The organism is Saccharopolyspora terrae (genome assembly GCF_004348435.1).
Lineage (GTDB): Bacteria > Actinomycetota > Actinomycetes > Mycobacteriales > Pseudonocardiaceae > Saccharopolyspora > Saccharopolyspora endophytica.
This window is the reverse complement of the sequence record NZ_SMKS01000011.1, coordinates 39882-53955: the sequence shown is the minus strand read 5'-3', so window position 1 is coordinate 53955 and position 14074 is coordinate 39882. Positions and strand designations below refer to the sequence as shown.

The following is a 14074-nucleotide window of genomic DNA, read 5'->3' as shown; positions in this document are numbered from 1 at the left end:
GTGCGGCGGTGTCGCCGAATCGCATCAGGTGTGAGCGCGACCGAATTCCGTTCCCCCGTTCGTCCGAACGCCGATGTTTCGCTCGTGACGAACGCGTTTCGGCCGAACGGCCGCGCGGGCCCCTGGCGCCGAGATCCGATCTGAGGTACTACACAGGCGGTGTCACAGCGGACGCGGGAGGTAGTCGCAGCGATGGGTGAGTACGCGGAGAACTACCGGCGGAGCCTGGCCGACCGCGAGGGCTTCTGGCTCGACGCGGCGCGGGCGATCGACTGGGACCGCGAGCCGACGCGGGCGCTGGACGATTCGGCCGCGCCGATGTACCGCTGGTTCCCCGACGGTGAGCTCAACACCTGCTTCAACGCGCTGGACCGGCACGTGCGCGACGGGCGGGGCGAGCAGCCCGCCCTGATCTGGGACTCGGCGATGACCGACGTCGTGCAGACCTGGACCTACCGCGAGCTGCTCGACCGGGTCGCGGTCTTCGCCGGTGCGCTGCGCGCGCAGGGCGTGGCCAAGGGCGATCGGGTCGTGCTGTACCTGCCGATGATCCCCGAGGCGGCGATCGCGATGCTGGCGTGCGCGCGGATCGGTGCGGTGCACTCGGTGGTCTTCGGCGGCTTCGCGCCCAAGGAGCTGGCCGCGCGCATCGACGACGCCCGGCCCAGCGTGATCGTGGCGGCCTCCTGCGGGCTGGAGCCCAACCGGGTCGTGGAGTACAAGCCGATCGTCGACGAGGCGCTGCGGCAGACCGAGCACCAGCCCGGCAGGGTGATCGTGCTCCAGCGCGATCAGGCGCGCGCCGAGCTGGGCCCGCGCGACGTCGATTGGCAGGAGGCGGTCGAGGGCGCCGAACCGGCGGAGTGCGTGCCGGTGGCCGCCACCGATCCGCTCTACGTCCTCTACACCTCGGGCACCACCGGCAAGCCCAAGGGCGTGGTGCGCGACAACGGCGGTCACGCGGTCGCGCTGCGCTGGTCGATGGCCAACATCTACGACATCTCCCCCGGCGAGGTCTTCTGGACCGCCTCGGACGTGGGCTGGGTGGTCGGCCACTCCTACATCGTCTACGCGCCGCTGCTGACCGGGGCGACGACGGTGGTCTACGAGGGCAAGCCGGTGGGCACCCCGGACGCGGGCGCGTTCTGGCGGGTCATCGCCCAGCACCGGGTCAAGGCGCTGTTCACCGCGCCGACCGCGCTGCGGGCGATCAAGCGCGTCGACCCGGACGGCCGGCTGCTCGCCGAGCACGACACCTCCTGCCTGGAGACGCTGTTCCTGGCCGGTGAGCGGCTGGACCCGGAGACCTACCACTGGGCGGCCGCGCAGCTGGACGTGCCGGTGATCGACCACTGGTGGCAGACCGAGACGGGGTGGCCGATCTGCGCGAACCTGCGCGGTTTGGAGCCCATGCCGGTCAAGGCGGGTTCGCCGACGGTCCCGGTGCCGGGCTACGAGATCGCGGTGCTGGACCAGGCAGGTGAACCGCTGCCGCCGGAGACCGACGGGGCGATCTGCCTGAAGCTCCCGCTGCCGCCGGGCACGCTGCCGACGCTGTGGGGCGACGACGAGCGGTTCCGCGAGTCCTACCTGTCGCGCTACGAGGGCTACTACCTCACCGGCGACAACGGCTACGTCGACGCCGACGGCTACGTGTTCGTCATGGGCCGCACCGACGACGTGATCAACGTGGCCGGTCACCGGTTGTCGACCGGGTCGATGGAGGCGGTGCTGGCAGCGCATCCGGCGGTGGCCGAGTGCGCGGTGATCGGCGTGCACGACAAGCTCAAAGGCCAAGTCCCGCGCGGGTTCGTGGTGCTCAAGTCCGGTGTGGACATCTCGGCCGAGACGCTGCGCGACGAGCTGGTGACGGCGGTGCGCGACCAGATCGGACCGGTGGCGGCGTTCCGCGACGTCGCGGTGGTCGACGGTCTGCCCAAGACCCGCTCGGGCAAGATCCTGCGCAAGTCGATGCGCGAGATCGCCGATCGCGGCGACACCGTCGTGCCCTCGACGATCGAGGACCCGTCGGTCCTCGATCAGCTCCGCCCCTCGCTGCGCGGGAACGGCTAGGTCCGGCGGGATCGCCCGCGGATCCCGTCGAGCAGGAAGGTGGTGCGGCGGTCGTAGTCCTCCCGACGCGGGCGGGTTCCGTGCTTGAGGGCGAGCGCGTTGTCGTGCAGGAGCGCGTGGAGGTCGTCCGCGGCGAACTCGGCCCGCAGCACGCCCGCAGCGCGGCTCACCTCGATGAGCTCCTCGTTGATCTCGCCGGCGGCCCGGCAGATCTCCAACAGGCTCTGCGCGTCGGGGTACACCTGCAGCATCGCGTCGTTGGCGGCGGGTTGGCGGTACTGCAGGTCGCGGATCGCGGTGACGTAGTGCGCGAGCCGTTCCCAGGGGTCACCGATGGCGCGGGTGCGGTCGATGATGCCGCGCAGCTCGACCGCGACGACCTCTTCGATGACGGCGTCGATGAGGCCGATCCGTCCGCCGAACCGGTTGAAGATCGTCGCCTTGCTCACCCCTGCCGCCTTGGCGACCTCCTCCAGCGGCACGGTCAAGCCCCGCCCGCGGAAGGCGTCGATCGCGGCGTGCCGGATCTGGTCGGCGTTGCGCTTGGCGTCCGCGCGCAGGCCTGATCCCGCAGCTGCTCCACCGCTCATTCCCGCACCGTCCCTCACCCCGCCACAAGTTGACTCGACCAGTCAGATTACCTACCGTGGCGACGCACGACAAATTGACCAATGCGGTCAACTTATCAGCGGAAGGGCGCGAACATGATCGTTGTCACCGGCGCGACCGGCGGGCTGGGCGGCGCCACCGTCGAGCACCTCCTCCAGCGCGTGCCCGCCGAGCGGATCGGCGTCAGCGTCCGCGACGTCGGCAGAGCTCGCCACCTCGCCGACCGCGGAGTGCGCGTGAGGCAGGGCTCCTACGAGGACCCGGCAGGGTTGCGCGAATCGTTCGAGGGCGCCGAGCAAGTGCTGCTGGTGTCCGGCAACGACCCCACGGCCGACATCGTCCGCCTGCACGGAAACGCGATCGAGGCCGCCGCGGCAGCCGGCGTCCAGCGGATCGTCTACACGAGCCAGCACGGCGCCACCCCCGACAACCCGTACCCGCCGGCGCGGATGCACCTCGCCACGGAGGCGATGCTCGCCGACGCCGGGATCGCCTGGACCTCGCTGCGCAACGCCGCCTACGGCCCGCTCGACGAGGTGCTCGGCCCGTGGTCGCGGACCGGGACGATCGCCCAGCCGGCCGACGGCCCCGTCCCCTACATCGACCGCGCGGACGTGGCCGAAGGCACCGCGGTCGTCCTGGCCGCCGACCACCACCACGAGGGCCCGGTCACCCTCAGCGCCCCGACCGCCGCCACCTTCGACGATCTCGCCGAGATCGCCTCCCGCCTCATCGGCCGCACCGTCGAGCGCGTCGTCGTGGACGACGAGCGGTGGATCGCCGACCAAGTCGCGAGCGGCGTGCCGCCGGAAGCGGCCGGTTTCATGCTCACCTGGCACCAGGCCGCCCGCGCCGGCCACTTCGCCGAAGCCGATCCGCTCCTGTCCGAACTCCTCGGTCGCGAACCCCGGAACGTCGCCGAGCGGCTCGCGGACGGCATCGCCGGATGAACCGCTGCGGTCCGATACGTCCGTTCGGAGGCTTCCGGGTTCCGTTTTGGTCTATACCTTTGTTGGCACCGTTCCCCGAGGATGGAGCCCAACGATGAGCGCTAGACCCCGATCCCGGGCGGCGAAGGCTGGACTGGCCGTCGTCGCCGTAGCCCTGCTGGCCGCCGGAACCGCCGTTCCGGCCGGCGGTGATCCCGCCCCCGCGGCCTCCACGATGGACAGCATCGTGCCCGCGCCGGAGTCGGTGACGCCGAACCCAGCGGCCGAATACGAGCTCTCCGAGCAGACCGCGATCCTGGCGCCCGGCGAGGCGGCCGGGGTCGGCGAGTACCTGGCGGGCGTGCTGCGGCCCTCGACCGGCTTCCCCGTGCCGGTCAACCCCGCGCTGCCCGGAACCGGTGACATCGCGCTGGCGCTCGACGGAGATCCCGCGCTGGGCCCGGAGGGCTACCGCCTGCAGGTCGCCGACGACGCGGTGCGGGTGCACGCGACCAGCACCGACGGCCTGTTCAACGGCGTGCAGACGCTGCGCCAGCTGCTGCCCGCGGGCATCGAGAGCCCGACGGCGCAGCCCGGACCGTGGACGATGCCCGGCGGCGAGATCACCGACAAACCCCGGTTCGGGCACCGCTCCGCGCAGCTGGACCCGGCGCGGCACTTCTTCACCGTGGACATGGTCAAGCGCTACATCGACCAGGTCGCCAAGTACAAGATCAACAAGCTGCACCTGCACCTGACCGACGACCAGGGCTGGCGGCTCCAGATCAACAGCTGGCCGCGGCTGACCGAGGTCGGCGCGCAGACCGAGGTCGGCGGCACGCCGGGCGGGTTCTACACGCAGCAGGACTACACCGAGATCGTCGACTACGCCGCGTCCCGGCACATGACGGTCATCCCCGAGATCGACATGCCGGGGCACACCAACGCCGCGCTGTCGTCCTACGCCGAGCTCAACTGCGACGGCGTGGCGCCGCCGCCCTACACCGGCATCGACGTCGGGTTCAGCTCGCTGTGCGTGAACAAGGACATCACGTACAAGTTCGTCGAGGACGTCATCCGCGAGGTGGCATCGCTGACCCCCGGCCCGTACCTGCACATCGGCGGTGACGAGGCGCACTCGACCAGCGACGAGGACTACAAGACCTTCATGTCGAAGGTGCTGCCGCTGGTGGAGAAGTACGGCAAGAAGCCGCTCGGCTGGCACGAGTACGGCAAGGCCGCCCCGCAGGGCGACGCGGTGCTGCAGTTCTGGGGCACCACGAACGGCGATCCGCTGCTCGACGAAGCCGTGGCGCGCGGCAACAAGGTCCTGGCCTCGCCGGCCAACAAGTCCTACATGGACATGAAGTACGACGAGAACACGCCGCTGGGCCTGCAGTGGGCCGGGTTCATCGAGGTCGCCGACGCCTACGGCTGGGACCCGGCCGACCACCTCCAGGTCCCGGAGGAATCGCTGCTCGGCGTGGAAGCACCGATGTTCAGCGAGACCCTCGAAACCTCGCAGCACATCGAGTTCATGGCCTTCCCGCGTCTGCCGGCGATCGCCGAACTCGGCTGGTCCCCGAAGGCCACCCACGACTGGGAATCCTTCAAGACCCGCCTGGCCGTCCAGGGCCCCCGCTGGCAGGCAGCGGGCCAGGACTTCTACCGAAGCCCTCAAATCCCCTGGGCTCAGTAATCCCGACCCCTCCACCCCGGCGGGACCCGACGACCTCACGCCAAGCGCCGTCGTCTCCCACCGGGCACGAGGCCCTCGAATTTCGCGAGAATTTCGACCTCAGAAGTTCAGGGTCGAAATTCTCGCGAAATTCGACACCCACCTCACTGACCTGGGCGTACACGCCCGAGCGCGGGAGGAGGGCTCGAGATTCGAGGATTGTGCGTCGGGTGCGGGTCAGCGGACCTTGGGTTCGAGGACCTTCCACCAGTCGGCGAGGGTCGGGCGTTCGGCGAGGTCGGCGAAGGTGATCTGGACGCCTTGCTTGCGCCACTGCTCGACGAGGGTCATGATCCGCACCGAGTCCAGGCCCCAGTCGATGAGGTCCTCGTCGTCGGCGAGTTCGGAGGGGTCTTCGTAGAGCAGTTCGGCGACCTGCTCGCGGACCGCTTCGAGGGTGAGCTTCTCAGCCATGGTTCGGGATTCTCCTGGAAGGTGTTCCGGATCAGGCGACTTCGGATTCGTGGGCGACGAGGTCGCGGGACAGGTTGCGGGTGGTGTCGACGACGCCGCAGTTGCGGGCGGCGTAGGAGACGGCCATGTCGTGGTCGGCGCGCGAGAAGTCGGCGACCGCGTCGGCGACGAAGAACGCCTGGACCTCCTGCTGGAACGCCTCCGCGGCGGTCATCAGGCACCCGATGTGCGCGTAGATGCCGGTGATGATCAGCTGGTCGCGGTTCCACTCCTGCATCCGGCGGCGCAGGTCCGTGCGCTGGAAAGCGCTGTAGCGCCACTTGGTCAGCTGGACGTCACCCGCTCCGGGCGCCAGCTCGTCGATGATCGCCTCCATGGCCGGGTCGGCGACCCCCGGACCCCACCACTCCAGCTGCAGCCCGCGCTGCTCCGGGGTCTGGCCGCCCGGCTGGGCGCAGTAGACCACCGGAACGCCTGCGGCGCGGGCCCGTTCGCGCAGCAGCGCGATGTTGGGCACGACCTGGTTCAGCGGTTCGGCGCCGGGGGTGAAGGCGTTGACGAAGTGCCGCTCCATGTCGTGGATCAGCAGCACCGCGCGTTCCGCGTCGGGCCGCCAGGAGACCTTGTTCGCCGGCAGCTCGCCGTCCTGCGGAACGGTGTAGGGTGCGATGCTCGGAAGCGCCACGGGCTCCCCCTTCGATGTCTTCTGATCGTGAAAAGTCGTTGTCAGCGGCCGAGTTTCGGCACCAGATCGCGACTGATGGCCTCGCGCAGGTCGCGCTTGGAGACCTTGCCCACCCCGGTCTGCGGGAACTGCTCGACGAACACCACGCGGTCCGGGACCTTGTAACCGGCCAGGCCGCGCTCGCGGACGAACTTGATCAGCTCGCGCGCCTTCGGCCGCTCACCGCGCGGGACGACGAACGCGCAGGTCCGCTCCCCCAGGTAGTCGTCGGGCATGGACACCACGGCGGCGTCGTGCACGGCGGGGTGGGCCAGCAGGTGGTTCTCGACCTCCTCGGCCGCGACCTTCTCGCCACCTCGGTTGATCTGGTCCTTCGCCCGGCCTTCGACGACGATGTTGCCCTCGGCGGTGAACCGGACGACGTCGCCGGTGCGGTAGAAGCCCTCGGGGGTGAAGGCGCGCGCGTTGTGCTCCTCGGCCTTGTAGTAGCCGCGGATCGTGTACGGGCCCCGGGTGAGCAGGTGCCCGGTCTCCCCCGCCGCGACGGGGTTGTCCTCGTCGTCGACGACCAGCACCTCGTCGTCGGCCGAGATCGGGCGTCCCTGGGTGGTGACGATGACGTCCTCGGGGTCGTCCAGCCGCGTGTAGTTGACCAGGCCCTCGGCCATGCCGAAGACCTGCTGCAACGTCGCACCGAGCACCGGCCGGACCCGCCGCGCGACCTCCTCGCTGCACTTGGCGCCACCGACCTGCAGCACTTCCAGGCTGGACAGGTCGTGCTCGGTCTCGGCGGCCGCGTCGAGCCACAGCAGCGCCAGCGGCGGCACCGCGGCGGTCAGCGTGACCTTCTCGCGCTCGACCAGCGGGAAGACCTCGTCGGGGCTGGGCCGGCGCGCGAGCACGACCCGGCCGCCGGCGTGCAGCACGCCGAAGGTGCCGGGCGAGCTCATCGGGAAGTTGTGCGCGGCGGGCAGCGCCACGAGGTACGCGGTGTCCTCGGTGACGCCGCAGAGGTCGTTGCTGGCGCGGAAGGAGTAGATGTAGTCGTCGTGGGTGCGCGGGATCAGCTTGGGCACGCCCGTGCTCCCGCCGGAGAGCTGCAGGAACGCGATGTCGCTCGGCGTGGGCTCGTCCAGCTCCACCGCATCGGCGTCCACATCGGACAGCGCGGTGAACTCGCCGGGGTCGCCGACGACGAACACCTGCAACCCCTCCTGCTTCGCGGCGACGTCGGCGGCCAGCGCCCGGTGGTCGAACCCGGCCTCGGTGTCGACGGTGATGTAGGCGGCGGCCTCGCTGAACTCGCAGAAGTAGGAGATCTCGGTCATCCGGTGCGAGGGCAGCGCGAACACCGGCACCGCGCCCAGCCGGAAGAGGCCGAAGCAGACCTCGAAGAACTCGGCGACGTTGGGCAGCTGGACGACGACCCGGTCGCCCTTGCCGATGCCGCGCTCGCGCAGCCCGGCCGCCAGCCGGTCGGCGCGGCGGTCCAGTTCGCCGTAGGTGATCCGCCGTTCGCCCTCGACGACGGCCACGCGGTCGGGATGCTTGGTGGCGCGCACCCGCAGCAGCTGGCCGAAGGTGTAGCCCTGCCAGTACCCCGCGGCGCGGTAGCGCTCGGCGAACTCGTCGGGCCAGAGCGTCACGCCGGGCAGATTTGCGATCATGATCGGCTGATTTCCCCTCAGACTGCCTGGTTCAGGCCCATCGCCGTGAGCGCGGTGCGGAACTTCGCCGAGGTCTCGGCGAGCTCATCGGCCGGGTCTGAGCCCGGGACGATTCCGGCACCGGCGAACAGCCGCATCTCCTGGTCCTCGACCTCCGCGCAGCGGATGGCCACCACCCACTCGCCGTCACCGGCGGCGTCGCACCAGCCCACCATGCCCGCGTAGTAGCCGCGTTCGAACGGCTCCGTCTCGGCGATGACCTCGCGAGCGCGGTCGATCGGGGTGCCGCACACCGCCGGGGTCGGGTGCAGCGCGTCGGCCAGGTGCAGCGAGGTCGTCGAGCCGTCGCGCAGCTCGCCGGTGATCTCGGTGGCCAGGTGCCACATCGCGTTGGTGCTGACCACGGTCGGCGCCTGCGGCACGTGCAGCTCGGTGCAGAACGGGCGCAGCGCCTCGGCCACCGCTTCCACCACCACGGCGTGCTCGCGGTGGTCCTTCTCCGAGGCCGCCAGCTCGGCGGCTCGCCGCTTGTCCTCGTCCGGGTCGGTGCTGCGCGGACGCGATCCGGCCATCGGGTTGGAGCGGACCTCGTTGCCGCGCCGGGACACCAGCAGCTCGGGGCTGGCGCCCAGGAAGGTGCGCTCCAGCGGGGGCTGCGGGCCGTAGCTGTCGCGGGTTCCGTCCTCGCCGCGACGCGGCAGGTCGACGGCGAAGGTGTAGCTGGCGGGGTCGGCCATCGCCAGGTTGCGCAGCACCTCGCGGACGTCGATCGATTCCGCCGAGGTCAGCTCCAGGCTGCGCGCCAGCACGGCCTTGGTGAGGTCACCGTGCTCCATGCGCCGCAGCGCCCGCGCGACACCGCGCTCGTACTCCTCGGGCGCCGGGACCGGCCGCACCGAGCAGGCGGGGGTGGAGACCGGTTTCTGCTGCGGCACCAGCACGTTCAGCGGTTCGGCGCGCACGACCTCCTCGGGCAGCACCAGGTGCGCGGGCAGGGTGCCGCCGAAGGGCACCGCCCCGACCACCATCGGGTTGCGGCGGCCGAATTCGACCGCGCCGTCGAGGAATTCCTGCATCCGAGCGGGTAAGTCCGAGCGCGCGCACTGGGTCTTGGACATGGTGGCGGCCACGCCTCGGGTCAGCAGCACTCCGCGCGGGCTGGAGAACAGGAAGGACTGGCCCTGCTCGTAGGCGGCCAGCAGGCGGGCGGCGGCGTCGTCGGCGAGTGCGTCGTCGACGGCGTCGATGCGCCCGTCGGTCTCGATCGTGGTCATGACAACCTTTCGGCGAATCGCGGAGGTCAGGCGCGCAGCGTGGCGCCGCCGTCGACGTACAGGTCGTGCATCGTGATGTGCCCGGCCTCGTCGGAGGCGAGGAAGACCACCGCGTTGGCGATGTCGTCCGGGGTGGCGAGCTTGCGCAGCGGGATGCCGGCCTTGTAGGTCTCCAGCGAGCCGGCGATGACCCGGTCCGGGCCGTTGCCGTCGGTCCACATCCCGCGCTGCATGTCGGTGTCGGTGGAGCCGGGCGCGACGATGTTGCAGCGGATGCCGTACTCGGCCAGCTCCAGGCCCAGCGATTTGGTGAACATCGTGGCGGCGGCCTTGGACGCCGCGTAGGCGGCCATCGAGTGGCGCGGCACGCCCGCGGCGTTGGAGCCGACGGTGACGATGGAGCCGCGGCGCCGCGAGATCATGTGCTTGGACACCTCCCGGCACACGTTGAACACACCGGTGGTGTTGACCGCGAAGGTGCGCTGCCATTCGGCGTCGGTGAGCTCCTGCACCGTCGCGACCTGCAGCACGCCCGCGACGTTGGCGAGCACGTCGGCGGGGCCCTGCTCGGCTTCGACGCGCGTGACCACCTCGGTGACCGCGGCCGGGTCGGCCACGTCGGCGCGGTAGGCGCGCGCCCGGTGCCCTTCGGCCGCGAGCTTCTCGACCGTCTCGTCGGCCTTGTCCCCGTTGCGGTCCACTGCCGCGACGTCGGCTCCCAGCTGGGCGAACGCTCTCGCCACAGCGGCACCGATACCCTGGCCGGCGCCGGTCACGATGGCAACCTTGCCGCTGATTCCCGTGCGGTTCATCTCGCCCTTCACTCAACTGAGGCTAGCCTAACCTTCGTCAGGCGAGCCTGAGTTTAGAACATGAACCGGACGCGAATCTCCCGCCATTGAGGTGGCATTGATCACCGACGACGCACGGTCATCGGGCGAATCCGCTGCTCGCATGGGAGCAACGGCGCACACCGGACGATCCGGTGGATCAGCGGGCGATCCCGCGGGCGAAGCCGAGTTCCACCAGGTCCTGCGGGCGCAGCCTGAGGTGTTCGGCGAGTTCGGGAACCTCGGAGGGTTCGCGCTTGAGGATCGCCGCGGCGGATTCCGGGGCGATCACCGCGAAGTAGGCGTCGGCGGTCACCCAGGTGTTCTCCGGCGCCGCCAGCGCCAGCGCGCCACCGGAACCGCCCTCCCCGATGACCAGCGTCGTCACCGGCACGCGAGCGTCGGCGACGGCGCCGAAGACCTCGGCGATAGCCGGTCCGACGCCCGCTCGCTCGGCCTCGGCGTCGTTGGCGGCGCCGGGGGTGTCGACCAGGGTGAGCACCGGGATGCCGAGCTTGTCGGCGAGCCGGATCAGGCGTGCGGCCGTGCGGAAACCGGCCGGGGAGTTGCGGTCGCCGGTCTGCGCGGCGAAGGCCACCACGCGCCCGTCGTGATCGCCGAAACCGCAGATCATGCCCTCGTCGCGACCGCCCGCGCGGTCACCGCTGATCTCGAACCGGGCGCTGAAGTAGGCGTCCAGGTACTCACCGGCGCGGGGCCGGTCGGCCGCGCGGGCTCGTTCGACGGCCTGCATGCCCGTCTCCGGCAGCCGATCCGCGCCGAGCGCGGCCGGGAGCGGAGCGGGTTCCGGACTGGCCAACCGGGCCGGGTGCAGCAGCGCCACCAGCTCGGCGAGCACCCGCGGCAGGTCAGCCTCCTCGACGACGCGGTCCACCTGCCCGTCGGAGAACTTGCCCTCGGCGCGGAAGTCCTCGCCGTCGTCACCCGCCGAGCGCACGCGGGCGCCGCCGAAGGAGATGCGGGCACCGGGTGCGGCCAGCACGACGTCGGCGGCCGCGCCCATCGCGGCCCACATGCCGCCGGTGGTCGGATCGCGCAGCACCGCGATGTGCGGGATGCGGTCCTGCCCGGCCAGCCGGCAGGCGCGGGTGATCGCCTGGAGCTGCTGCAGCGCGCGGATGCCCTCCTGCATGCGGCTTCCGCCGGAGGCGATCAGCGAGATCACCGGGAGCCGCTGCTCGCGGGCGTGCTCGAAGGCGGCCACGATGCGCGCGCCGGTGTCCTCACCAACCGAACCGCCTAGGAAGGCGAAGTCGAAGGCGATCAGGACGGCTTCCCGCTCGCCGAGCCCGGCCCGGCCGCAGAGCACCGATTCGTCGGTGTCGGAGCGGCCGGACGCGCGGACGCGCTGGTCGGCGTAGCCGGGCCAGTCGAGCGGGCCGTCGGCGCTGGTGCGCCGCGACGGCGGCTCGAACTCCACGAAGCCCTGGCCGATGCCCTCGACCAGCGCGCGAACCGCGCTGTGCTCAGCCATTCCCCGGCCCCTTCTGCAGGGCCTTCTTCTGGACCTTGCCCATCTCGTTGCGCGGCAGCGCGTCGCGGAAGCGGACCTCGCGCGGGCGCTTGTGCGGGGTGAGCAGCCGGGCCACGTGGTCGACCAGCTCGGCGTCGGCGACCTGCTGGCCGGGCGCGGTCACGACCCAGGCGATGATGCGCTCGCCCAAGTCGGCGTCGGCCTCGCCCGTGACGGCGACCTCGGCCACCGCGGGGTGTTCCAGCAGGCAGTTCTCGATCTCGCCCGCGCCGATCTTGTAGCCGCCGCTCTTGATGATGTCAGTGGCCTTGCGGCCGACGATGCGGATGTAGCCGTCGAGAGCGCGGGTGGCCATGTCGCCGGTGCGGAACCAGCCGTCGGCGAACGCGGCCTCGGTGGCGTCCGGGCGGTTGAGGTAGCCGCTGAAGAGGTTGGCGCCGCGCACCAGGATCTCGCCGACGGTCTCGTCATCGCTGGTGGTGATCTCCGCGCCCTGCTCGTCGACGAGCTTGAGCTCGACGCCCGCGAAGGGCTTGCCGACGTAGCCGGGGCGGCGGTCACCGTCGGCGCGCACACCGCAGTTCATGATCGTCTCGCTCATGCCGTAGCGCTCGACGACGCGCTGACCGGTGAGCCGCTCGATGCGCTCGTGCTCCACCGCGGGCAGCGCCGCCGAGCCCGACACCAGCAGGCGGGCCTTGCCGACGGCCTGACCGATCTGCGGGTCGTTCTCGGCGTCCTCGGCCAGCCGGTGGTACATGGTCGGGACGCCGAACATCATCGTGGCCGGGCCGGAGAGCTCCTCGGCGATCGCCTTCGAGGAGAACTTGCCCAGGTGGTGCACGGTTCCGCCGAGCCGGACCGGTCCGAGGGTGCCCAGGATCAGGCCGTGCACGTGGAACAGCGGCAGCGCGTGCGCCAGCACGTCGGCCGAGGTCCACTCCCACGCCTCGGACAGGGCGTCGAGGTTGGCGCTCAGGGCGCGGCGGGGCAGCACGACGCCCTTGGGCGGGCCGGTCGTGCCGGAGGTGTAGACGATCAGCGCGGGCGCGTCGCCGCCGGCTTCGGCGGGCAGGTCGCCGCCGCGCGCGGTCAGGTCGATCTCGGCGACCTCGACGTCGCCGAGCCCTGCGGGCGGGGTGAAGCCGGGTTCGGCGAGCAGCAGTTCCGGTTCGCTGTCGCCGAGGATGTGGGCGAGCTCCCGCTCCCCCACCTTCGGGTTGATCGGCACCACGGCGACACCGGCGCTCAGGCCGCCGATGACGGCGGCGGCCGTCTCCAGCGTGTTGGTGGCCCACACCGCGACCCGGCGCTTCCCGGCGACCCGCTCGGCGATCGCACCGGCGAGACCGGCCAGTTCCCGGTATGTCAGGGCCCGCGCGCCGAAACGCAGCGCCTCGGTGTCGTCGGGTTCGCGCAACTTCGGGAACAGCACCTGGTCGGCCATGGCCACCTCCGGGTCCTCACCGGGCAATTTCTCACCGGCGGACCCGCACCGCCCGGCGAGCCGGGTCGGCAGTGGTCCACTGGCTGATCCAACTTTTGCCGTCTGGGACGAAACGAGTCAAGGGAATGTGGCAGAATTGGCTCAGCCAGTTTGCCTCTTTCCGATTCAGGAGCGCGCCGGTGTCCGATTCTCTCCGTCCGCTGAACCGACCTCGCCTCTACGAGCAGGTCGTCCAGCGGTTGCGCGAGCACGTGGCGGACTCCGGCCTGCGCACGGGCGACCGGCTTCCACCGGAACGCACCCTCGCCGAACAGCTCGGCGTGAGCCGGGCGTCGGTGAAGCAGGCGATCGTGGTGCTGGAGGTGCAGGGCCTGGTCGAGGTCCGGCACGGCGGCGGGACCTACCTGCTGCGCGAGTCGCTGGAGATCGAGCCGGTCGAGGAGCTCGTCGAGCGCAAGCGGCGGCTGCCCGACGTCCTCGACGCCCGCGAGGGCATGGAGACCAAGCTGGCGGAGCTGGCCGCCCAGCGGCGCACCGACGAGGACATGGCCGAGATCGACGCCGCGCTGGCCGCGATGCGCGCCGAGATCGAGGACGGCGAGATCGGCCAGGACGGCGACCGGCGGTTCCACGCCGCGGTGACCGCCGCCGCGCACAGCGCGCTGCTGGCCGAGTTCATGCGCACCATCGCCGCGGAGATCGCCGAGAGCCGCAACGAGTCGCTGCGGCAGCCGCGCAGGCCGTCGAAGTCGCTGGCCCAGCACGAACGCATCGCCGAGGCGATCCGCAACGGCGACGCCAAGGCCGCCGCCTCGGCGATGGCCCGCCACCTGCGCACGGTCAGCCGGGTGCGGCTGCTGGACTGGGACCCCGAGGGCTGATCGCGGCTTCACCCGATAGGCTGCCGCAGGTT

12 protein-coding genes are annotated in these 14074 nt (G+C 71.2%); 4 read left to right on the top strand and 8 right to left on the bottom strand.

The features are described 5' to 3' along the window. Positions 1-159 precede the first annotated feature (159 nt). Positions 160-2073, top strand: coding sequence for a propionyl-CoA synthetase (locus tag E1181_RS09740; RefSeq protein ID WP_268952448.1), 1914 nt, complete (start codon positions 160-162; stop codon positions 2071-2073). Here E1181_RS09740 and E1181_RS09735 read toward each other — a convergent pair. After that, complete coding sequence (locus E1181_RS09735) at positions 2070-2663, bottom strand: TetR/AcrR family transcriptional regulator (RefSeq protein ID WP_132673650.1); 594 nt, start codon at positions 2661-2663, stop codon at positions 2070-2072. The genes E1181_RS09740 and E1181_RS09735 overlap by 4 nt on opposite strands. Positions 2664-2777: 114 nt before the next feature. Here E1181_RS09735 and E1181_RS09730 point away from each other — a divergent pair, with 114 nt between their 5' ends. Further along, a complete protein-coding gene (locus E1181_RS09730; RefSeq protein ID WP_132673649.1) occupies positions 2778-3632 on the top strand; it encodes an NmrA family NAD(P)-binding protein in 855 nt (284 codons plus the stop codon). A 94-nt stretch (positions 3633-3726) separates the two neighbouring features. Beyond that, the gene (locus tag E1181_RS09725) at positions 3727-5310 is read left to right on the top strand and encodes a beta-N-acetylhexosaminidase (RefSeq protein WP_132673648.1); all 1584 of its coding nucleotides are present in this window, start codon (positions 3727-3729) and stop codon (positions 5308-5310) included. Positions 5311-5526: 216 nt separating this feature from the next. Here E1181_RS09725 and E1181_RS09720 read toward each other — a convergent pair whose 3' ends face one another. The 7 genes from E1181_RS09720 to E1181_RS09690 all read right to left on the bottom strand — a co-directional run bounded on the left by E1181_RS09720 (position 5527) and on the right by E1181_RS09690 (position 13161). Beyond that, the gene (locus E1181_RS09720) at positions 5527-5763 is read right to left on the bottom strand and encodes a phosphopantetheine-binding protein (protein ID WP_132673647.1); all 237 of its coding nucleotides are present in this window, start codon (positions 5761-5763) and stop codon (positions 5527-5529) included. A 31-nt stretch (positions 5764-5794) separates the two neighbouring features. Next, positions 5795-6448: an isochorismatase family protein gene (locus E1181_RS09715; RefSeq protein WP_132673646.1), complete on the bottom strand. Its 654-nt coding sequence runs from the start codon at positions 6446-6448 to the stop codon at positions 5795-5797. 41 nt (positions 6449-6489) lie between these two features. Further along, the gene (locus E1181_RS09710; protein WP_132673645.1) at positions 6490-8115 is read right to left on the bottom strand and encodes a (2,3-dihydroxybenzoyl)adenylate synthase; all 1626 of its coding nucleotides are present in this window, start codon (positions 8113-8115) and stop codon (positions 6490-6492) included. A 17-nt stretch (positions 8116-8132) separates the two neighbouring features. Then, on the bottom strand, positions 8133-9389 hold the full coding sequence (gene dhbC / locus E1181_RS09705; RefSeq protein ID WP_132673644.1) for an isochorismate synthase DhbC: 1257 nt from the start codon (positions 9387-9389) through the stop codon (positions 8133-8135). Between the two features lie 26 nt (positions 9390-9415). Then, positions 9416-10201: a 2,3-dihydro-2,3-dihydroxybenzoate dehydrogenase gene (locus E1181_RS09700; RefSeq protein WP_132673706.1), complete on the bottom strand. Its 786-nt coding sequence runs from the start codon at positions 10199-10201 to the stop codon at positions 9416-9418. A 178-nt stretch (positions 10202-10379) separates the two neighbouring features. Continuing rightward, positions 10380-11714: a carboxyl transferase domain-containing protein gene (locus tag E1181_RS09695; protein ID WP_132673643.1), complete on the bottom strand. Its 1335-nt coding sequence runs from the start codon at positions 11712-11714 to the stop codon at positions 10380-10382. After that, complete coding sequence (locus E1181_RS09690; RefSeq protein ID WP_132673705.1) at positions 11707-13161, bottom strand: acyl-CoA synthetase; 1455 nt, start codon at positions 13159-13161, stop codon at positions 11707-11709. Before E1181_RS09690 ends, E1181_RS09695 begins: the two co-directional genes overlap by 8 nt. Before the next feature lie 179 nt (positions 13162-13340). On the opposite strand from E1181_RS09690, the gene E1181_RS09685 reads away from it, so the two are divergent. After that, positions 13341-14042, top strand: coding sequence for a FadR/GntR family transcriptional regulator (locus E1181_RS09685; RefSeq protein ID WP_132673642.1), 702 nt, complete (start codon positions 13341-13343; stop codon positions 14040-14042). The last annotated feature ends 32 nt before the right edge of the window (positions 14043-14074 follow it).

Coding starts and splice junctions, on each gene's coding strand:
- E1181_RS09735 (WP_132673650.1), bottom strand. CDS start 2,663: ATGAGCGGTGGAGCAGCTGCGGGATCAGGCCTGCGCGCGGACGCCAAG.
- E1181_RS09730 (WP_132673649.1), top strand. CDS start 2,778: ATGATCGTTGTCACCGGCGCGACCGGCGGGCTGGGCGGCGCCACCGTC.
- E1181_RS09725 (WP_132673648.1), top strand. CDS start 3,727: ATGAGCGCTAGACCCCGATCCCGGGCGGCGAAGGCTGGACTGGCCGTC.
- E1181_RS09720 (WP_132673647.1), bottom strand. CDS start 5,763: ATGGCTGAGAAGCTCACCCTCGAAGCGGTCCGCGAGCAGGTCGCCGAA.
- E1181_RS09710 (WP_132673645.1), bottom strand. CDS start 8,115: ATGATCGCAAATCTGCCCGGCGTGACGCTCTGGCCCGACGAGTTCGCC.
- dhbC (WP_132673644.1), bottom strand. CDS start 9,389: ATGACCACGATCGAGACCGACGGGCGCATCGACGCCGTCGACGACGCA.
- E1181_RS09700 (WP_132673706.1), bottom strand. CDS start 10,201: ATGAACCGCACGGGAATCAGCGGCAAGGTTGCCATCGTGACCGGCGCC.
- E1181_RS09695 (WP_132673643.1), bottom strand. CDS start 11,714: ATGGCTGAGCACAGCGCGGTTCGCGCGCTGGTCGAGGGCATCGGCCAG.
- E1181_RS09690 (WP_132673705.1), bottom strand. CDS start 13,161: ATGGCCGACCAGGTGCTGTTCCCGAAGTTGCGCGAACCCGACGACACC.